This is a genomic window from Bacteroides sp. MSK.18.37 (genome assembly GCF_019129155.2).
Classification (GTDB): domain Bacteria; phylum Bacteroidota; class Bacteroidia; order Bacteroidales; family Bacteroidaceae; genus Bacteroides; species Bacteroides ovatus.
Genome location: NZ_JAHOIB020000001.1, coordinates 2,247,390 through 2,269,150 on the forward strand (window position 1 = coordinate 2,247,390; position 21,761 = coordinate 2,269,150).

The 21,761-nt window shown below is 41.3% G+C and carries 13 protein-coding genes and 1 pseudogene; 4 read left to right on the forward strand and 10 right to left on the reverse strand.

Annotated features, from left to right (window positions below):
• The first annotated feature begins 1 nt into the window (after position 1).
• The 3 genes from KSX81_RS09565 to KSX81_RS09575 are packed head-to-tail and all read left to right on the forward strand — an operon-like array spanning position 2 to position 3,609.
• Positions 2-1,312, forward strand: coding sequence for an anaerobic C4-dicarboxylate transporter family protein (locus KSX81_RS09565; protein WP_004323663.1), 1,311 nt, complete (start codon positions 2-4; stop codon positions 1,310-1,312).
• 35 nt (positions 1,313-1,347) lie between these two features.
• Positions 1,348-2,406 (forward strand): L-asparaginase 2, encoded by a 1,059-nt coding sequence (gene ansB, locus KSX81_RS09570; RefSeq protein WP_004296386.1) that lies wholly within the window; start codon positions 1,348-1,350, stop codon positions 2,404-2,406.
• A 15-nt stretch (positions 2,407-2,421) separates the two neighbouring features.
• A complete protein-coding gene (locus KSX81_RS09575) occupies positions 2,422-3,609 on the forward strand; it encodes a porin (protein ID WP_148365538.1) in 1,188 nt (395 codons plus the stop codon).
• A gap of 88 nt (positions 3,610-3,697) precedes the next feature.
• Here KSX81_RS09575 and KSX81_RS09580 read toward each other — a convergent pair whose 3' ends face one another.
• Positions 3,698-3,886 (reverse strand): hypothetical protein, encoded by a 189-nt coding sequence (locus KSX81_RS09580; RefSeq protein ID WP_008645720.1) that lies wholly within the window; start codon positions 3,884-3,886, stop codon positions 3,698-3,700.
• 79 nt (positions 3,887-3,965) lie between these two features.
• Here KSX81_RS09580 and KSX81_RS09585 point away from each other — a divergent pair.
• A pseudogene (locus tag KSX81_RS09585) lies at positions 3,966-4,316 on the forward strand (DUF1016 N-terminal domain-containing protein); the annotation flags it as partial.
• 268 nt (positions 4,317-4,584) lie between these two features.
• Here the strand turns inward: KSX81_RS09585 and KSX81_RS09590 are convergent.
• The 9 genes from KSX81_RS09590 to KSX81_RS09630 form a co-directional block, all read right to left on the reverse strand.
• A complete protein-coding gene (locus KSX81_RS09590) occupies positions 4,585-8,565 on the reverse strand; it encodes a two-component regulator propeller domain-containing protein (RefSeq protein WP_254029196.1) in 3,981 nt (1,326 codons plus the stop codon).
• Between the two features lie 175 nt (positions 8,566-8,740).
• Positions 8,741-9,643, reverse strand: a complete 903-nt coding sequence (locus KSX81_RS09595) for a glycerophosphodiester phosphodiesterase family protein (protein ID WP_008019709.1) — start codon at positions 9,641-9,643, stop codon at positions 8,741-8,743.
• A gap of 27 nt (positions 9,644-9,670) precedes the next feature.
• A complete protein-coding gene (locus tag KSX81_RS09600) occupies positions 9,671-11,899 on the reverse strand; it encodes a fimbrillin family protein (RefSeq protein WP_015531731.1) in 2,229 nt (742 codons plus the stop codon).
• A 17-nt stretch (positions 11,900-11,916) separates the two neighbouring features.
• Entirely contained in the window at positions 11,917-12,816 is a 900-nt protein-coding gene (locus KSX81_RS09605) for a fimbrillin family protein (RefSeq protein ID WP_217731696.1), read from the reverse strand.
• Between the two features lie 22 nt (positions 12,817-12,838).
• Positions 12,839-14,299 (reverse strand): right-handed parallel beta-helix repeat-containing protein, encoded by a 1,461-nt coding sequence (locus tag KSX81_RS09610; RefSeq protein ID WP_004322305.1) that lies wholly within the window; start codon positions 14,297-14,299, stop codon positions 12,839-12,841.
• A gap of 52 nt (positions 14,300-14,351) precedes the next feature.
• Positions 14,352-16,127 (reverse strand): RagB/SusD family nutrient uptake outer membrane protein, encoded by a 1,776-nt coding sequence (locus KSX81_RS09615; protein ID WP_217732866.1) that lies wholly within the window; start codon positions 16,125-16,127, stop codon positions 14,352-14,354.
• A 12-nt stretch (positions 16,128-16,139) separates the two neighbouring features.
• Complete coding sequence (locus KSX81_RS09620) at positions 16,140-19,136, reverse strand: SusC/RagA family TonB-linked outer membrane protein (protein ID WP_004322307.1); 2,997 nt, start codon at positions 19,134-19,136, stop codon at positions 16,140-16,142.
• Between the two features lie 30 nt (positions 19,137-19,166).
• A complete protein-coding gene (locus tag KSX81_RS09625) occupies positions 19,167-20,342 on the reverse strand; it encodes a glycerophosphodiester phosphodiesterase family protein (protein ID WP_004322308.1) in 1,176 nt (391 codons plus the stop codon).
• 202 nt (positions 20,343-20,544) lie between these two features.
• Positions 20,545-21,642 carry a family 43 glycosylhydrolase gene (locus KSX81_RS09630; protein WP_004316154.1) on the reverse strand — a complete coding sequence of 366 codons (1,098 nt, stop codon included), beginning with the start codon at positions 21,640-21,642 and terminating at the stop codon, positions 20,545-20,547.
• Between the last annotated feature and the right edge of the window lie 119 nt (positions 21,643-21,761).

Genomic DNA, 21,761 nt, shown 5'->3' on the forward strand with positions numbered 1-21,761 from the left:
TATGATATTACAATTAGCATTTGTTCTGACAGCCATTATTATTGGCGCACGCCTGGGAGGTATCGGACTTGGCGTAATGGGAGGCGTAGGGTTGGCAATACTCACGTTCGTTTTTGGTTTACAACCCACTGCGCCTCCCATCGACGTTATGTTAATGATTGCCGCCGTAATCTCTGCCGCTTCCTGTATGCAGGCAGCCGGAGGTTTGGACTATATGGTGAAACTGGCAGAACATTTGCTTCGTAAAAATCCTTCACACGTCACTCTGCTTAGTCCGCTGGTGACTTACCTCTTTACTTTTGTAGCCGGAACCGGACACGTGGCTTATTCCGTACTGCCGGTGATTGCAGAGGTTGCCACCGAAACAAAAATCCGTCCGGAACGTCCGTTGGGTATTGCCGTCATCGCTTCCCAGCAGGCCATTACAGCAAGTCCGATCTCTGCCGCTACCGTGGCACTTCTCGGACTTTTAGCCGGATTCGACATTACCCTGTTCGACATTCTCAAAATTACGATTCCCGCCACCATCATCGGAGTGTTGGTAGGCGCCTTGTTTTCCATGAGAATCGGTAAGGAACTGGTGGAAGATCCCGAATATCAGAAGAGATTGAAAGAAGGTTTATTCAACAATAAAAAGGTGGAGATTAAAAATGTCAAGAACAAACGTTCGGCAATGATTTCCGTTATCATCTTTATATTGGCAACTGCTTTTATCGTGCTTTTCGGTTCTTTTGAAGGAATGCGCCCCAGTTTCCTGATTGATGGGGAAATTGTCACCTTGGGAATGTCTTCTATCATCGAAATCGTGATGTTGTCGGCTGCCGCAATTATCCTGTTAGTAACGAAGACGGACGGGATCAAGGCAACGCAAGGTTCTGTATTTCCGGCAGGTATGCAGGCGGTGATTGCCATCTTCGGTATTGCCTGGATGGGAGATACCTTTCTTCAGGGAAATATGGGACAGTTGACTCTCTCTATCCAGGGAATTGTGCAACAAATGCCGTGGTTGTTCGGTGTCGCCCTGTTTGTGATGTCTATCCTGCTATATAGCCAGGCTGCCACTGTACGGGCACTCGTCCCTCTGGGCATTGCGTTGGGGATTTCTCCTTATATGCTGATCGCTTTATTCCCGGCCGTGAACGGATATTTCTTTATTCCGAATTATCCTACCGTGGTGGCTGCAATTAATTTCGACCGTACCGGGACAACAAAAATCGGCAAATATGTGTTGAATCATTCGTTCATGATGCCCGGTCTGGTATCGACCGTTGTGGCTATTGCACTAGGTTTGCTTTTTATACAAATATTCTAATAGATTCATATTATTAACCTAAACATCATTCAGTTATGAAACAATTCAAAAGCTTTGGACTGGTAGTAGTCACACTACTGTTTTCCGTAACTATGGCATTCGCCGCAAAACCGAATATTCATATTCTTGCTACGGGAGGAACCATCGCGGGTACGGGAAGCTCGGCTACCGGAACCAGTTATACGGCAGGACAAGTTGCCATCGGTGCACTGCTCGACGCTGTGCCTGAAATTAAAGACATCGCCAACGTAACCGGAGAACAGATTGTCAAAATCGGTTCGCAGGACATGAACGACCAGGTTTGGTTGACGCTTGCCAAGAAAATCAATGAACTACTGAAACGCCCGGACATTGACGGCATCGTGATTACTCACGGAACAGACACCATGGAGGAAACTGCTTACTTCCTGAATCTGACTGTCAAGAGTGACAAACCGGTGGTATTAGTAGGCGCCATGCGTCCGTCTACCGCTCTAAGTGCCGACGGCCCGTTGAACCTTTACAATGCCGTTGTTACCGCAGCCGCAAAAGAATCGAAAGACAAAGGGGTATTGGTTGCCATGAACGGCCTGATCCTCGGAGCGCAGAGCACGGTTAAAATGAATACGGTCGATGTACAAACTTTCCAGGCTCCCAACTCCGGCGCACTGGGTTATGTACTGAACGGAAAAGTGTTCTACAACCAAGTAACGCTAAAAAAACATACTACCCAGTCCGTTTTTGATGTCACTCATCTGAACGCGCTTCCTAAAGTGGGTATCGTGTACAGCTATTCCAACATTGAGGCCGATATGGTAACTCCGATGCTTAGCAACGGGTACAAAGGCATCATCCACGCAGGAGTAGGAAACGGAAATATTCACCAGAACATCTTCCCGGTACTGACGGATGCCCGCCAAAAAGGTATTCTTGTCGTTCGTTCTTCCCGTGTCCCGACCGGACCCACCACACTGGATGCAGAGGTGGACGACGCCAAATATCAGTTTGTGGCTTCGCAGGAACTGAACCCGCAGAAATCTCGTGTTTTGTTAATGCTTGCACTAACAAAAACTACAGACTGGAAACAGATTCAGCAATATTTCAACGAATACTAAAAACCTGACTTACTTATGAAAAAATGGATATTCATGCTGCTCCTGGCGGGCAGCATACAGGGAGTATATGCTCAAAAAACAGAGAAAAAGGAGAAATTCAATCCGAACACTCCCCTGTTTGAAGAGCTGACAGACGTGAAAAAGAAAACAGATAAATTCAATCTTTATCTGAATATGCAAGGGAGCTTTGACGCTCATTTCCAGAATGGTTTTCAGGAGGGTGACTTTAATATGCACCAGCTTCGTATCGAGGCCAAAGGAAATATCAACAACTGGCTGTCTTACCGCTATCGTCAGCGCCTCAACCGTTCGAACGATGCAAACGGCATGATTGATAATCTCCCGACTTCTATCGACTATGCCGGAATCGGTATCAAGCTGAATGACCAGTTTAGTCTTTTTGCAGGAAAGCAATGTGCCGCATACGGTGGTATCGAGTTCGACCTGAATCCGATTGACATCTATCAATACAGTGATATGATTGATTACATGAGTAATTTCATGACCGGATTGAATGTTGGTTATAACATTACTCCCGAACAGCAACTTAACCTGCAAATACTGAACAGCCGCAACAGTTCGTTCGACAGCACTTACGGAATCACGGAAGATGCCGAAGGAAATCTTCCCGATCTGAAATCCGGCAAAATGCCGCTGGTTTATACTTTGAACTGGAATGGTAATTTCAATAACGTATTCAAGACCCGTTGGTCGGCTTCTGTCATGAACGAGGCCAAAAGTCACAATATGTATTATTATGCTTTAGGTAACGAATTGAATCTCGGCAAATGGAATGCTTTTGTCGATTTCATGTATTCAAAAGAGGACATTGACCGCAAAGGTATTATTACCAGTATCGTAGGCCGTCCGGGCGGGCATAACGCTTTTGATGCTAACTATCTTTCGGTTGTTGCCAAATGTAATTACCGCTTTCTTCCGAAATGGAATGTTTTTGTGAAGGGTATGTACGAGACGGCTTCCGTAGGCAAGGCGTCCGAGGGAATAGAGAAGGGAAATTACCGTACTTCCTGGGGATATCTGGGCGGTATCGAATATTACCCGATGGAAACCAATCTGCACTTCTTTGTTACCTACGTGGGACGTTCGTATGATTTCACTTCCCGCGCCAAGGTGCTGGGACAGGAGAATTATAGTACTAACCGTATTTCTGTAGGATTTATCTGGCAGATGCCTGTATTCTAATTCTAAAGCAAGAAACCGGGCTGACAATAAAAAAATACCCGATAGCTTCTTACAACAGTTATCGGGTATTCTTATATGTTCGGTCTTTTTAAATCAGAACCCAGGTATCTGCTCCGGCCCATTCAGGCATATGCACAGCATCCCCACTGGGGAAAGACAGTCTATTCAACTGCTTCACGGAAGCACAGATAAGCCGTCTCATCAATTCTGGCAAGAGAGACTGACATTCTTTTGTGTCAGCCCATTGCTTCAAATGTGTTGATGTGATGAATTCCATAGATTACCTATATTGAGACTAGATATTGATGAACAAATATACAACTTCTTTTTGACCCAATACACAAAACATTGAAAAGATGTCGCAAATTTTTCTCAACATACTCGACAAAAGAGATTGGAACAACAGCGTTGACCAAATTCAAAAACTCACCGAAAGCCCCATAAAATCAACTAGGGAATATCCGTTTACGCTTTCATGGTCTCACTATTTGATATTAATGCGCATTGAATCTGATGAAGAACGCAGATTTTACGAAATTGAGTCTCAGAAACAAAATTGGAGTGTACGTCAATTGCAGCGGCAATATAATTCAAGCCTGTATGAGCGTTTGGCTCTCAGCAAAGACAAAGATTCAGTCTTGCGTTTAGCACAAGAGGGGCAAACGATCAATAAACCAGATGACATCATAAAGAATCCTTTAACGCTTTTTAGTAATCATTGTTCTATAATATATACAAAGAACTATGGACAATTTGTAATGTTCTAAATTATATCGAACTCACGTTAGTTTAGATGCGGGAGATTCAAAAACGCTGCAAATTCGAGGGGCGAAAGTGACTGGTTTATGTGCAATTACGATTTTCCCGGAGTCAAGAATATAAAACGAATGGATAAAAAATATTACTACGGTATACTTCTTGCATTTTTAAACTTCATCTACCCTCCCATCATTTTTCCCATCATGAAAAGACTTGTTATTTATAATCTTTTGGCAACATTCCGAACTTCTCTTTAAAACATTTTGCAAAATGGGAAGAAGAAGCAAAGCCTAACCGTTCTGCTGCCTCAGCTATGCGAACACCATTTGCAATTAATTCAGCTGCTTTGTTTAAGCGGAAGTTCTTCACATAGTTATTAGGAGGCATACCAAACAAACCTTTCATCTTCCGGTAAAGATTAGAATGACTCATATTCATTTGATCTGCCAATATATCAATTGAATAATTTTCATTAATAACCTGCTCCGATAAAATTGCATTGATCTTGTCTATAAATTCTACATCTTTTTGAGAAATAGCAAAATCCGAAAGTGAAGAAGATGAACCAATTGTGATGTCCGTCATCTGTTTATGAAACGCCAATCGCAGTTTTAATAAATTCTCGATCTGTTTATAGAGCTGCTTAACAGAAAACGGTTTCTCAAGATATACATCAGCACCACTTTCAAGTCCTTCCACTTTAGATTCCAATGTCGTTTTTGCAGTCAGCAAAATAACAGGAATATGAGAATAAGCCATATCGGATTTTACATGATTACAAAGTTCAAGTCCATCCATTTCAGGCATCATAACATCACTGACAATAACATCCACACTCTGGCGTGTGAGTATTTCCAATGCTTCTTTTCCATTACCGGCACGTATCACCCTAAACCAAGTACTTAAAGCTTCCCGAGTTAGATTTAACAATTCAAGATTATCCTCCACCAATAAAACAGTGAATCTCCTATTAGCAAATTCAGAAACAGAAGTCACCTCTTCTCCAACATCTACAGCATCCGTTTCAGTCAATTCATCAGATACATCTTCTGTTTCTACAGTTCCCAATGGTAAAGATAATACAAATGAAGCACCGCCCTCGGAACTATTTTCCAGAAACAAACTTCCATGATGGGCTTCTGCCAAAGACCTTGCAAATGCCAAACCAATTCCGGTACCCTTAGATGATGCCACAGGATCATCAGGCAATTGATAAAAAGCTTGAAATATTTTATCGCGTTGGTCCTCCGGAATACCGGGACCATCATCAGTGACCTCTATCCTCACCTCGTCATCTACTGATAATACCTTCAATTCAATTCTGGATTTCGCATATTTCATCGCATTCCCTATCAAATTTACCAGAATCTTACTCATCTTTTCCGAATCAATCATCATGTTAATCTCTTCATGAGGCAAACAAAGATGTAATGTCAGTCCTCTCAACTCCGCAGAACCGCAGAATTGATTAAAAATATCACTGACCAATGCATTAACATTGCATTTCTTCAAATTCAACTGCAAAGCACTACTTTCCAACTTCTGAAAATCAAGTAACTGATTGATGATTCCCAATAGATAATCTACATTCTTTTCTATTACAGAAATATACTTGTTCTCTTTCCCTTTGATTTCCTCTTCTCTCAATTTCTCCAACGGCAAACGAATCAAACTTAGCGGAGTTCGTATTTCATGTACCAGATTAATAAAGAAATTGATTTTCGATTTATACATTTCTTTTTCTTTGGTAGTCTGATACTCCTCCATCCGACGTTTATACTTACGCCTGACATACAAATTCCAACGCCAACCAAGAAATACGATAGCAGCAAGTAACAACAATGCATATACCACATAAGCAATAGTAGTCCGCCACCAGGGAGGAGTAACCACAATCCATAAAGAAATTGCCTTTTCAGTCCAATAATGGTCATTATTTGAACCACGAACCAAAAACTCATATTCTCCCGGAGGAAGGTTGGTATAGGAAGCTGTATTATTAGAAGAGTTGTTAATCCATTCCTTATCTACTCCGTTCAAGATATACGCATAACGATTTCTAAGAGGATCTTCATAGCTAAGTATCGCAAAACGAATTGTAAAACTGTTATTCTCATAAGGTAATTTTATTTTATCAACAGTATAAAAAGGCTTATCCAACCGGAGCAACCGCCTCACTTCCCGCTCATTATTCAAATTAGGGAAACTGATATTTATAACATAAACAGGAGGAAGATAGGTGTTATCTGTAAATTCTTTCGGTTCAAAAACATTAAATCCGTTCACTCCTCCAAAATACATCTTTCCAGTCGATGAAGCTAATGAAGATTGCGCTGTGAACTGATTCCCCTGCAAACCGTCATTTATAGTAAAAAGACAGTTCTTATTCTTATCTGCAGGATTAAACTGATATAACCCGGAATTACAGGAAATCCAAAAGTTGCCGGCCAGATCCTGCTCTATCGAATAAATAACCTTATCCGGTAACCATATATTTTCCGGATCAAAATCAACAAAAGTTTCTGTTTCTTTGGAAAAAGAGCATAATCCTCCACCATTGGTCCCAAACCACATCGTACCTTTCCTATCTTCAAATAATGTTATCACGGAGTTACTCGTAATAGTAGTCAGGTCCTCCCGGATATGTTCAAAATGTTTCCACTCTTCACCAACTGTATTATAACAGAAAACGCCGCGATTTGAAGTCGCAATCCAAAGATTATTGTACATATCCTCATAGATGTCAGTTACAGAAGCCATAGCACCGACATTTATCACAGTTATAAAATTATCCGATTGTGGATTATAACGACATAATCCCCAGCTTGTTCCGACAAAGATTTCTCCTTTACGATCTTTAAAAAGGCTTAGTACATCATTACTGCAAAGTGTATTCGGAATATCACGGGAATAAGTATAACTTTTAATATTCCCTGTCTTCAGATTTAACACATGCAATCCTTCAGCATAAGTTCCTACCCAAAGATTATCGCCCTCCAACAACAAACTACGTATATCGTATTTTATATTTGATTTCTTCAAAAAATACTCATGAAAAGAATGAGTTTGTGAATTGAAAAACCACAATCCATTCCGGGTTCCCACCCAAACATTCTTCTCCCGATCTTCACAGAAAGGTCCTATCTCCTTATCTGCTTTTTCCATCCCCGTCAAAGACAGAGAATAAGTAGAAAAACGCTTCGACTGTTTAGACATGTAATTTATTCCACCGGAATTAGTCATTACCCAAAGTGTACCTTCATTATCCCGCATCATCGCGTGTACAGTCGGATCGCTCAAAGCCCATAAACCAAACGGAGAGTCTCCCCTACGAAATGTCTTACGCTCACGGTCAAATAAATAAATGCCATTGTCTGTACCAACCAGCATTTCTTTCCCGTTATAGTCCATCAGACAAAGAATAGAACTGAAACTCTCTGCAGACGTATTATATATTTTTAATTCCTGACTTCCTTCCTGATAGCACCCTAACGAATTCGTCCCCACACCGCACCAAATTTCATGATCAATACTATGGAGACAGTTAATCCTCTGATTGCCAATATTCAATTCGAATGAAACCGGATAACTTTGCAGAAAAGTTCCTTGTTCATCAAAGCACAATAATCCCTCCTGCATAGAAGAGACATAGACAAGAGAATCCGTACCTTGGCAAATATCCCAGGCAAAAAAAGTCCGGATACTATTTTGAGTCAGAACGTCTTTTACCGGATCATAAATAAAGATGCCTTGTCCCAAAGTAGCTATCCAAATCAAACCATTTTTAGTTTTTACGATTTTCTTGACTTCGCAACTAATGAATACTCCATATTTGGTTGTCTTATCAAAATACAAGAAATGATCGTCAGAGCGATCATAAATGTATAGCCCGGAACTTGTTCCTATCCAAAGGTCTTCACCCTCTTCCATCAAAGAACCGACAAAGTTGTTCCCTAAAGAATATTTGTCATTTAGAACATTCCGATAAATTTTATTTCCGCTACCATAATAGCAGTTCAACCCATTACTCGTACCTATCCATAAAAAGCCATAACTATCTTGAATTGCACACCAGGTTGTGTTATGAGGCAATCCGTTTTCTACTTGATATTTCTTAAAAGAAAACTCTGCAGATGCCATTAATGGCTCAATACAAAAAATAATAAGACTGATAAATGCTATTATTGCTTTTTTCATATTATATACCCATGTCGATTCAGCGAGTCAAATATAGCTATTTTAGTAACCCAAGCCAAATCTCAAAATTATTTTCACTTGGAGAATAGATAAAAACAACACAGATAACGTCTATTGATCTCATCGACGTTATCTGTGTGCCAAACAATACATTTACCTCATTGTCTTCAGACGATTAATCATGCAATCCCTTTTTTCTCAAATAATCCAGCATGAATCCCGGACGATCAGTCTGGAGAATCCGTGCCCCTAGCTCTTCAATCAGATATCCATAGTTTCCATCCGGATCTTTTAAAGCCTGATCGTCTTCATGTCCTCCCGCAAGAGAAGCCCACAACGTATTGTACCAAATCCGACTCTTTCCCAGAATAATCGATTTCACTTTTCGAGGCAAAGGACTGGAAGAATCCGAATAAACCAATTCGAAGGCAGCAGGATGCAGCTGTGTCATATAGTCCCTGACCTTCTTTTCGCCATCCTTTCCGTCAAGTCCTATCACCGGTATGTAAATCACTTTATCCAGATAATCTCCAAACTCACTTTTGACAGTTTCCACCGGCTGGCCTCCTTTCATTATCACCAAACTGGCAGTTCCGGTTTTCTCGAGCACAGCGTATACCTCGTCAAACACAGAATACGCCTTATCCAAGTTAAACATAATCTGACCTTTGCCTGCCAGCAATGCCTCTTCCAATGTTGGAACAATATGTTCTGTCAGATTTCCATCCTTATCTTTCAGTTTCAACTTCTTGATTTCTGCCAATGTATAATCCTTAATCAATCCTTTACCATTGGTTGTCCGGTCTACACGGTCATCGTGCATCAATATTAATTGTCCGTCTTTAGTCTTGTGAATATCAATCTCCACAATATCCACTCCCATTTGTATGGCACTATCAATTGCCGCTACGGAATTTTCCGGTGCACTCCGCCAGTTCCCCCGGTGTGCCACGACTAACACCTGATCGGACTTCGGATCTAAAAATGCCTTACGGATCATTTCTCCCCGTTGCGCAAACAATATAAGAGGTTGCAAACAACAGAATATCCCTAACCATATCAGTTTGTAGTTTTTCATTGTCATTCGTTTAAATAAATTGTATCATTATTCTTGATAAGCTCCCGGCCACATCGCATTTTTATCACGCGGATTCCCCAACTGGTCAGTGGAAAAAGCATCCATCTCATCCAACCATTTTCCAAACTCCTCACCTAAATTCTGGAAAGGACAACTATCCGGTTTAAAGCCGGTTGTGATCGCATTCTTAACAGCGTCGGCAGCAGTCCGGGTAAACTCATTCACATTCCCGTCCCAAGTATAGACAGAACGATTGGCATCCCATACGACATTTAAAGAGCTAATCGTACTGTTATACTTATCAAACTCTGATGTTGTAAACTTGTTGGTTGATGCAGGCATGATCGTACCGCCCATCAGATTATACCCTTTGGATGTCAAATGGCGAGTATCATCACCGGACATTTCAACAACCGGATTAGCTGCATTTTTATTCAGGATGATATTATTCATCAAGAATGATTGCCGGGCCGGCCAGGATTCACAACGAATAACAGCCCCGCTATTTTGAGCACCATCCTCGATAATGGTAGAGTTTACAATCAACATACTCCCCGCGCCGTTAATGGTTCCATCTCTACCACTATTATTGGTAACAGTTGTATTATTCATACATAAATGACCGTTTGACATTTGAATAGCATAACCGAACTGTCCGCCTTCATTGCCTGTAATGGAGCAATTATTCATAAAAAGAATACTCCCACTGTCATTGACACGAATTGCGCCTCCACGCGAAGATGCCTTGTTGTTTCTCAACTGCACATGATTTAGTTTGGCTGTCCCCTTATACATGAATATACCGGAACCACCAGCCTCACCTGAACCATTTACTCCCGCATTATAGCACTTTTCAATGATACAATGATTCAACTGTAATGTTGCATTGCCACTGCTACCATTCGCAATCAGGAATCCACCACTATAGCCATTTATTTTCTCATTGGGATGATAACCGCAAGAGAACGTACAACCTTCAAATGTAATATCTATCTGGTTTCCTAATGTAAACAAGGAATAATCACCCGCATCCGCAATGCCGTTATTATTTGCATCTCCTGTGAAAGTAGTCAGATACCGGACAGGATCACGCTTGCTTAAATCCTTCCGGGTACTTTGAGGATCATATCCACACACAACCTTTATTTCGACTTGTTTGCTATATCCGCTATACTCTATTTTCAGACCGGCTTCCTGATCTGCTATCAAATAGGTACCGCCTGCCACATAGATATTCTTACCATCCAATTTCTTAGCATTCGCAGTCGTGATCGCACTGTTAGTGTTAGTTCTCAATAGATTGCGTAACCCGTCTACTCCCATTGCATTATCCCAATCCATACCGGTAGCATTCCCTGTAGCATGCTCTTTCACATAATAAGCGTCCAATTGCAATTCCGTTGCATCTCCCCCATTGATTGTACCAGTCTCCCATGGAGTGACAATCGGTTCACTCAATCTAATGACCGAACCTTCTACTTTCAAAGTAAATTCATAACAAAATCCGGCCTTTATTGCAGGAATGCCCGGCAATACCAGATCTTCCCCCTTGTAATTTAAAGAAACGAAAGTACTATTAGGATTTGCAGTTCCCGGAGCTACGATCGCCGTATATTTACATCCGCTTTGTCCGGCTTTCCCTCCTTCAGGAATGGTGACATACGGTGAAACAAGTGCAGTTCCCGATGAAACATTTCCGTCCGTATATCCCTGATAGGAACCGATTTTAACTCCTAGAGCTTTACTTTGTGAGTCTATATCGTCCAATGTCATGATAACTTTCGCCATTCTCCGGTTCATATTCAGATGAAGGACACCTGATCCCTCATTTATAGCATCTTCTACTGTGCAAGTCATGTAGTCTGCGCTCGCCAGATTTTCCAAACTCTGCTGATTAATAGGAAGAGAGAAGTTGGCTACGCTTGTTCCTTCAGTCACCGGATAAAAGGCAGAATAAGTAACAGGTTCATTTCCCCACCTAAGATAATAGTTATCCGTAGGAGCCCATTGCCCTCCAGACAACATATAAGTCACACTACCATCTTCGCAACTCAACAGAATCTGGTCTCCATTATTAAATTGCATTTGCTGTTCATTTGTTCCTGTAGGATTACTACGGGTATATGCAGCATCAATAACAGCATTGATCTTGATTGCACCGGAGTCTTCATTGAACACGGCTATCTCTTTATCCGTATCACAAGCTGCCATACCCGTTAATATACATGCAGCCAATATATGTTTAGTAATTTTCATAACTCATCTCCTCCTTTTTATTTCTGATAGATAATCTGACCGGTTGCCCGATATTTCATTTGCATGGTAGCCAACCGTGCCGTTTCATTTACATTCAGTGTCAGCGTATGCTCTACTCCCTTTTGCAACTCAATGGGCTCTTCGGCAGTCCATATATACAATTTTCCGTCATAACTGAAATTGACAGAAAAGCCTTCTATTATTGTTTGCGGGAGAAGAATGCATTCATACCCATCCGTACCCTTATAGGGGGCGATAGTTGTAGCTACAGCATCTTCCCGTGGAATGACTACCGGTTCCGGCACTGACAAATCACAAATACCACCCGCTATTGTACCATTTACAGCCATATCGCCCAGTTTACTGATCGCCGCATCTTCCATACCATTATTTACCGTCACTTTTATAATCAGCTTGCTCATGGCATGATCCAAAGTAACTTTCAATCTACCATCTGCGGTGAGATCCTGTTTCGGATCAACTATTGATTTAGTCAACAGGAAATCAGAAGCAATCACATTTTCTTCAGTAGTTTGGTTGCTTTGTATGTTGATAGCTAACGGAGTGTCTAAACTAGCTTCCGAAATGTAAGGAGCATACGCCACTACTGTTACCGGAGTTCTTGCATTATCCCAAAGCATTTGTTGCCCGTCCGCCGTATTCCAGTCATTATTAGATTTTACCATTTGCGAATTATAATCATAAGCAATGTTTTCACTGTTATGAATGATCAGTCCAAAACTCTCCAGATTACTTGCATCATATCCGGCACGCGACACAGGCGCATTCACTTCTGTCACAATACGGATTATATGATCTTCGGGAAAGTTGCCGGTCGGCTGCGTCCCGTCTTCAATGTTTGAACAGCCTGTCAGACTAATGACCAAAGCGGTCATTATATAAAATTTGTTTTTCATATCACAATTACTTTTTAAAGATTCAGTTGGACAATACAGCATCATAAGCTCCCATTTGCATCTTATCAGGATTGCGTGTCACGCCACGCTGATCCAATCCGAAAGCATCTTCACCCATCCATTCCACGAATACCTCACCTAAATTAACCATAGGAGAAGCAGCAGGATTGAAACTTTTCACAGCATTGATTACAGCTTGTTTGGTAGCATAACCACCCACCTGTCCGATCTGGTCAATATTCCACTTATAAACACCCTCTTCCGTCAGGTTGCCATTCACAAGGGTAGGATAAGCAGTATCAGAAACGCCCATTGTGAAATTATTAACTCGCTGATACAAGTTATATCCCATGGAGTAAGCTTCTTTATTCGCTCCATTCAAAATGAAGCTTGGAGCGGTAGAATTCTCGGAAATCAACAGGTTATTAATAAACTTAGTATCACCATCAATAGAGGTTTCACATCGAAAGGCGCCATACTCCTGATCAATATCATGCCCTACAATCGTACTATTAGCGAGCATGAAACTACCTCCCCCGTTTAAAGCAGCACCTTTTCCCGGATTTCCGACAATGGTTGTGTTATTCATACAAATATGTCCCGATGATATCTGAATACCGACCCCAAAAAGTTCTCTTACTGAATTGCCAGTTATCAGGCAATTATTCATAAACACAACAGCCTTATTGCTGTTACACCGTATTGCTCCGCCACGGCTATCCGCCGCATTATCCAGAAACTTCACATTGTTCAGTTTCGAGCTCCCGGAAGCAATAAGAATAGCTGTACCTCCCGCTACTCCTCCTTGCCCGTTGACAGCTTCCGTTTTACAATCCCTGATAATACAATCCGTTAATTCGACAGAGGTGCTATTGACGTTACCATTGATATAAATTCCGCTACCACACTCGTTAGACTTGGCATCATTATTAGAAAGGTACCCATATTGAAAAGTAACTCCTTCAATCCCAATAATCCCTCCTTTCACCAACAATAGTCCGCAATCACCGGAATCAGCCTGATTATTACCGTTTACATCTCCGCTGATCACTGTCTTATACGTATCAATACGACGATTAGTCAGATCTGTCCCTTCGCTCAACAAACTATATCCTCCTTTGATCGCTTTAATGTCTTTGCGGATAATCACCCCGAGTCCTCCGGTCTCGGACATCACATATTTTCCCTGGCTCATGTAAATAGTACTCTTGGACAGATCGATAGATCCACTCAATAATTTGCGAAAACCAGCTACATCCATTGCCTGATCCCATGAAGTACCATCCATGTCCCCTTCACCGAATTGAGTTACAAAATAACTTTCCAGTCCTTTTTGCAAGACAACTTCTTCATCCAGATCATCATCATAATCAGTAATCATCGGAGGATCAACCATCTCATAATCTTCCTGACACGCCTGGCTCACTAAAATAGTGAAGGCCAAAAGCCCAATCTTTGATATTGTGAGCAACTTATTTTTCATTTTTCTTCATTTTAAACTTGTACACTAAATTGAAATAATTACAGTTCACCGCTTAACGGGCAATATCCGGATAACCGGGATTCTGTTTCAGATATTCATTCTGCTCCAATTGGGTCTGTGAAAACGGGAACAATTCATAATGAGTATCTGCATCCCGTTTCTTGTCCCACCATGCATCCTGAAATCTTCCGAAGCGGATCAAATCCGTACGACGACGGCTCTCCGCAAGAAATTCCCGCCCCCATTCATCAAGCATTTCTTTTAGATCAAGTACCACGTTACCTTCCGGCTGATAAGCGATATCTGCAGTAAAGTTTTCATAGTTGCGTTTACGCACGCTGTTCAACAGCTTGCCGGCCTCGCCTGCCTGTCCGAGACGAAGAAGGCATTCCGCCTGCGAATAAATAATCTCCGCCAAACGGATTTCCGTATAATCCGACTCTATAAAATATCCTCCATCAAACGGATAGAAAGGATACTTCACACAGTAAAGCCCCGAGTTGAAATCTCCGTTTCCCAGTTTAGACTCCTGATAATTCGGGTTGGCAATATAACCGGATTCTGCGTTACCTTCAAAACGTCCCACTTGATCAAGTAGGTAAAGGACATATTGATTATCCGGATTCTTGGCATATCCCCCACTAATACTGGAATTAGCTATTTTCCCTTCCATGAAGAACATACCTTCCCGTGTATTATTACTCGTATTTACATATTGTTTATAACGTTTATCGCCTGCATATTTGACGAATTTCTGCGTAACCATGCCCAATTCATAATCAAACAATGCACGTGGTTGCTGGTTATTATAACTTGGCGAAAGTGCATATTTGGGATTTCGGCTGCCATTTCCTTCAATTTTCAGGTATTTCTCACAACCATAAGGAAGGGCCCGTCCGTAAACAGTTCTCTTGTCATTTTGCAGATGCCAGCTAGTCAGTCCATAAGAACCGGGAAAACCGAGGATTACTTCATTACACATTTCATTATTCCAGTCAAAAGGTTCGTACCAGTTATCAGCGATTGCATAATAGCCGAATTCTCCTCCGGTAATACGCTCACACATATCGATACATTCCTGCCATTTGGGCTGTCCAATCCACTTTTCCGCATTCAAATAAAGACGTACCAGCAATGCAGCAGCCCCCGCTTTAGTAAATTGTCCTTGTTGACCGCCATTACCAGATTGTCCGATTTTGGAAGGTAAAGCTACCAGACAGACATCTCTCAACTCACTTTCGATAAAATCAAACATAACCTGTGGAGATACCTGCTTCCGGTTTTCCGGCTGTTCATTGACCGCTTGGTCAGAAGTCGTAGTTAAGATACAATTACGGTAACTATTAAGCAGGCGAAGATAACAGTAAGCTCTCATACAACGTAGTTGCGCTTTAAAACTATCAAACTCACTGTCACTTAAATTAAATTTAGAAGGATTCAATTGAGACAAATCATCCAACACCAGATTGCATTGACCGATACCGCCATACATGCCTTCCCACTCGTTTGTCCAGTCTTCCTGATTAATGTCATCGTATTGATGATAATGATATTTTTCCCATTTACCGCCATCATACCACCAAGTTCCCCGAGTAGGCGTTATCAACTGATCCCCTGTCAGTTCTTCGTGTTCATGACGTCTGACAATGGATTCATAGATATGCTCAAACGGACGAAAAACGGCGTTGATAACATCCTGTTTGGTATTATAATAGTTTTGAGACATGACCTGATCATACACCGTTTCCGACAGATCTGTACAGGATGGCAAACTAATGACTGTACCTGCCATTATCCCTAATCCAATGATATATTTTGTTATTTTCATAATCGTCTTTTATTAGAAACTTACTTGTAATCCTAAAATAAACTGAAAAGCAGACGGATAATAGTTATATCCTCCTCCGAAAGTACCCGGTGTCAGTCCGTTCACTTCGTAGGTAGAAGGATCTACACCGGTAAACTTCGTAAACGTATAAAGATTGTTGGCCGTACCGAACAAACGTATCTTTTCAATATATTTCTTATTCAGGTTCATGGTATATCCTAAAGTGACGTTGTCTATCTTCAGATAATCACCCGGTTCAATGAAGTAGTCGGTAATCACATTCTTACCTGTCGTGATATGTGCATTCTTCGAATAAGCGGTCGTCAACTGGTTGGTAGTCATGCTCTGCAATCCGAAATAGAAATCATGCACGTTGAATATGTCAAACCCGGCAGCACCACGGAGGGCAACAGACAAATCAAAGTTCTTATAAGTGAAGTTATGCGTCATAGAGCCGGTGAATTTCGGCAAACCGTTTCCGGTCACAGACTTATCCTCTTCCGTACCTTGGGCTACAGGAATCACATTCCCCTTTTTATCATAAATCAGCCAGTCACCTTTTTTATCCACTCCTGCATAACGATATGTAAAGTAGTTACCAATACGTTCCCCCTCTTCAATCCGCTGCAAATATCCCGGATTATTCGGATTCGCCATGCTACAGGTAGAGTAATATTTTTGTCCTTTATATATATCGTTGGAAAAACTGACAAACTTATTGTTATTAGTAGCCCCCACTAATGTGAAACTATAAGTGAAATCCTTTGTCCGGACAGCATTTACTGTAACATCAAGTTCGAAACCGGTATTACGCAATGTACCTACATTGGTATAGATGGTGGAGAACAAGTTAGGTGGTACCGGTACAGAATAATCTCCGAGCAAATCACTTTGTTTACGATGGAAATAGTTAAATGAACCGGTCACTTTGTGTGAGAAGAGTGAGAAGTCCAAACCCACATTCTGATTATGTCCTTTCTCCCAGCGCAATTCCGAGTTCGTATTTTTGCTCGGTCCCCATACATGAAAACGGTTACCATTGTATTGATACCAACCGAAAGCCCGGTAAGTAGCCAGAGAATTATAATTTCCTATTTCCTGATTACCTGTCACCCCATAGTCATAACGTACTTTCAAGTCATCAATCCATGAAAGTCCTTTCATAAACTTCTCATCCGAGATACGCCAACCGACAGATACAGCCGGGAAATTGCCCCATTTATGATTCTCGCCAAAGCGGGAAGACCCTTCGTGGCGTAAAGAAAAAGTAAACAGGTAGCGCTCTTTCCAATCATAATTAACACGTCCGAAGAAGCTGATTAACTTATGGTCATTCTTATAGGAGCCCATCATTGTTTTTCCATCTTTTGCCGCTTCCAGCCCGGAACCCAGATTATTATACGTCAATCCATCCGAAGAGAAATTCCAGTTTTCAGCAGACATTCCGGAATTTACACCATAATTATAGCTATACCCCACCATTGCACGGATCTGATGATTCTTGATACGTGTAGAGAAATTTGTTACCCATTCCAGATTGTTAGTCGTACTTTTGTCGAAGTCACGGCTGGCTTTTCCGGTGACACCATCATTTACGTTAGAACCATAAGTAGACGGTGTAAACCATCCGTTAAATTTATCAACTTGATATTGAGAAATAGTGACCTGCGACTTCAATACCATGTCCGGATTCTTCGGATTAAACAGAGGCAGCAGATTAACGGCAGCCGTAGCATTCCATTCCAGCAACTTAATTTCCGTACCATTCTCTTCTTCATTCAATTGCTCTACGATATTAGAACCTTCCGTTCCACTGGGAAAACGATAGTACCCATTAGCCGATTCCGAATCATAAATAGGCATTGTCGGATTGTTTTTAATAGCATTGCTATATACATTGGCTGATTTGTTCCGGTCGATAACACGAGGAGTTATATTAGCAGAGAACGTGAATAGCCCGTCTTTGGTTGTATGGTTAATATTGGCACGTGCTCCATATTCACGACGGTCGGAACGCAAATCAATACCACGGGCATTACGATAGTCGGCGGTCACCCGATAGTTGGTTCTCGCATTACCGCCGGAAAATGTCAATGTATGCATGTGAGTCACCCCCAATTGAGTAACGGCATCAAACCAGTCTGAATCAGCTCCCATATCGGAAAGCGGATTAGACACTGTGCGATAAGCACGGTATTCTTCCGCATTCATTATGTCGAGTTCTTTTTTAGCTTTATTAAAAGTAACGGAAGTACTATAGGTTGTATGAACCTGTCCATCTTTGGTCCCTTTCTTTAGATTAATCAGGATAACCCCGTTACTACCCCGCGTACCATAGATCGCAGAAGCAGCACCGTCTTTCAATACATCAATCGATTCAATATCGGCAGGGTTAATATTCGTCATATCACCTCCCGGCACTCCGTCTACCACAATTAACGGTCCTAAACCTGCATTACGGGAAGAGACACCACGAATCTGAATACTTCCTTGATTGTTCGGATCGGCCAGAGCTGTGTTAGAAACCGAAACGCTGGAAACTTTCCCCTGCAAAAGCATGGAGGCATCGAGGCTGGATATCTGATTCAGATCTTTCGCACCTATATGCGAAATAGCCGAAGTCATTTCTTTCCGTTTCATCGTACCGTAACCCACCACTACCACTTCATTCAAAGCGGTCGATTCTTCTTTCAATACGATCTTCAATAACTGGCGGTTTTTAACAGCCACTTCTTGTGTTTCATAACCGATATAAGACACTTTCAGGTGTCCATTCTTAGGTACGTTCACCAGAAATTTACCGTCTATATCTGTAATAGTACCCTGTTTCGATTCTACGACTACTACGGAAGCGCCAATAACTGGTTCGCCCTTTTCGTCCGTCACCGTACCTGATATCTTACTTTCCTGCTGAACTTCCAAAGAAGCTCCCTTTACCTGTATACCGGAAAACAGTATCAGCAGCATACCTAACAGACAGGTACACGTTTTGAAATGAATATTCTTCATAAATAAATGATTTTATGTTAGATGATAAAGTTAACGCAATCCTCTTGCTTGTAAAGCGGAGATTAATACTTCCGGTGCATCTGTCTGTATCATACGTACTTCAGGATAAATCTGAAGAAGCTCATCCAGATAAGTCGTATTTATATCATATTCAGGTATCAATCCGGATAATACATGAAGCATATTGACTGTAGGAATCATTCCCTCACTGACGGCAGTTCCTATAGGAGTACTTTGCCCGTCGGGAGCATAAGAATATTGCACGAAGTAATTGCCCGGAAGCCCAACCAGAGGTTTGTAAGCGCTTTGTGCCCATGTGTACACGTGTGCCTTTTTAGAAATAGACAACACTTCTTCTGCTTTCTGGCTACTGTTACAATAGAAAAAGACTTGTTCCATCATATCCAGTTCCTTGACAACATTCATCACTTCTTGGGTAGAGGCTGTACGTGGAGAATAATCCAGATTGAAATATATTTTTCCACGCCCTGCTTTCAGAAACTCTTCCAATGTGGGCATCTTCTCATCGGTCACCCTTCCATTCCGGTCCAACAGATTATATTGCTGAATTTCAGCATAAGTCATTTTCGTAATATCCCCTGTGCCGTTAGTCGTAGCATTGATTGTCTGGTCATGGCACACCATAACTACTCCATCGCTTGTGAGATGAGTGTCACATTCAATCACATCCGCTCCTGCATTGATGGCAGCTTCTACAGCAGATACCGAATTTTCGGGAATAGTCTTGTCTGTTGTATGAGAGCGATGCGTCATAGCCCATACCATTTTGTTATCTGCATCCCTGAATTGCTTCATGGCTTCTGTCAGTGCCAATAAGTCGTAAATACGGATCCTTTTCTGTACTGCATGCTCACCCGCTGTCACTAACATCGTGTAGTCACCACTTTGTGTATAAGCATGAGTGATAGGCGTAGCTGCTTTCCCTTCCTTGACTGTTCCGTCACCAAAGTCGACAGTAACGTCAGTATTACTGTCGATATTGTTAAACACCACTTCCACTACCTCTTTCAGCATAGCACGGGTGCTCGTTTGCAGATAAGGATTCTTTTTTACGGGATCATCATCTGAACATGCCATAAAACTAATTCCGCATAAAACAATTAAACTGTATGCATATTTTATAGCCAGTAATTTTAAAATTCTTCTCTTTATAAGAAGAAAGGACAATAGATTTTCATTTCTCATTGCGCGTTTTACATTAGTTGATTTATTTAATAGATTACGTTGCAAACATAAGTAATACGCACTAAAAAAAAGGAAAAAAAACATTCAATAAAAGATGAGAATTTTTCTTTTCGTGAAAAAGAAGACCATTTGAATAAGAAAAGAAAGAAACGGGCTCTTTTTGAATAAAACGGGCGTATTGCAAAAAGTACGCCCCCTATTTTCATTTGCGTTCAGGAGTGCCTGACGGTTTGCGAAGCGGGAATCCTTCTTTCTGCGGAATTCCTAAAACAGGGATTCCTTCCTTATCCCACTCTATTTTCTGCATACGCGGCGTCCGGCTATCCAAAACAAGCATATCATACAAACTCTTGCGGGCGTGATAAAGCATATACCATTCCTTACCGTCAGGTGAAGGAATAAAACAGATACTACCGGGTCCATATACATGATTTTCCGGTGCTTGCTTAAACACAGGCTCCGGTGCCTTTTTCCAAGAAGCCGGATTCAGCAGATCGCTGTCAGTATCGGCAGTCAGCAGTCCTACACAGTAGTAAGGAGTCCAATTACCACTTGCCGAATAATAAATCAATAACTTATCTTTCTTCAAAGAATAGAAGAATTGCGGTGCTTCATTGACACGAATCGGATAGGCAGTTTTATTACCATCTATACTGATCCACTGGCATTCCCATTCATATTCTGGTTCGGAAATCAAAATACGGTCAGAAGCCAGTGTCCATGGGTTCTCCATTTCGGCAATATAAATACATTGATTTTCCTGATAAACTCTACGTTTCTGCCATCCACACCAGATTAAATAACGCTTTCCTCCATGTTCAAAAGTACTGGCATGAATTGCCCAATTATTATCTTCATCAGTTGATATTCTTCCCTTCATGACAAATTCCCCTTTCATCGGGTCAGCAGACTCATTCTCAAGCACATAAATCTGACGATTATCAATATTTCCATCATCCGCACAACAATAAATATACCATTTATTATTAATGTAATGTATTTCAGGTCCCCAAAGATGAAATGCGTTTGACGAATTTTGAGGTACCCACACATCTTTCTGGGATGCTTCCGCCAACCGGGTTATATCATCTGTTGCCCATAAAGTGATGCGGTCGCTCATACTTTGGGTATAATAATATATTCCGTTATGGAATACCGCCCATGGGTCTCCTCCTCTTGACAAAAGCGGATTCGTATAAACAGGTACGGAATCGAGGTCTACCCGCTCATGTGTTTTTTTATTCTGACCGGATGAGCAACCCACTAAAAGAATAAGGAGAAAATACAATAAAATTCGCATAGTAATACTTATAATATATATAAATAATAGCCTGTTAAATGACCAATTAAGAAATTCAAGACAGATACAACGAAAATGGGACGGCAATATATAACAAAAGTGTTGAACCTGCAAACAAA

Coding starts and splice junctions, on each gene's coding strand:
- KSX81_RS09625 (WP_004322308.1), bottom strand. CDS start 20,342: ATGAGAAATGAAAATCTATTGTCCTTTCTTCTTATAAAGAGAAGAATT.
- KSX81_RS09565 (WP_004323663.1), top strand. CDS start 2: ATGATATTACAATTAGCATTTGTTCTGACAGCCATTATTATTGGCGCA.
- KSX81_RS09605 (WP_217731696.1), bottom strand. CDS start 12,816: ATGAAAAACAAATTTTATATAATGACCGCTTTGGTCATTAGTCTGACA.
- ansB (WP_004296386.1), top strand. CDS start 1,348: ATGAAACAATTCAAAAGCTTTGGACTGGTAGTAGTCACACTACTGTTT.
- KSX81_RS09600 (WP_015531731.1), bottom strand. CDS start 11,899: ATGAAAATTACTAAACATATATTGGCTGCATGTATATTAACGGGTATG.
- KSX81_RS09620 (WP_004322307.1), bottom strand. CDS start 19,136: ATGAAGAATATTCATTTCAAAACGTGTACCTGTCTGTTAGGTATGCTG.
- KSX81_RS09580 (WP_008645720.1), bottom strand. CDS start 3,886: ATGGAATTCATCACATCAACACATTTGAAGCAATGGGCTGACACAAAA.
- KSX81_RS09575 (WP_148365538.1), top strand. CDS start 2,422: ATGAAAAAATGGATATTCATGCTGCTCCTGGCGGGCAGCATACAGGGA.
- KSX81_RS09595 (WP_008019709.1), bottom strand. CDS start 9,643: ATGAAAAACTACAAACTGATATGGTTAGGGATATTCTGTTGTTTGCAA.
- KSX81_RS09615 (WP_217732866.1), bottom strand. CDS start 16,127: ATGAAAATAACAAAATATATCATTGGATTAGGGATAATGGCAGGTACA.
- KSX81_RS09610 (WP_004322305.1), bottom strand. CDS start 14,299: ATGAAAAATAAGTTGCTCACAATATCAAAGATTGGGCTTTTGGCCTTC.
- KSX81_RS09590 (WP_254029196.1), bottom strand. CDS start 8,565: ATGAAAAAAGCAATAATAGCATTTATCAGTCTTATTATTTTTTGTATT.
- KSX81_RS09630 (WP_004316154.1), bottom strand. CDS start 21,642: ATGCGAATTTTATTGTATTTTCTCCTTATTCTTTTAGTGGGTTGCTCA.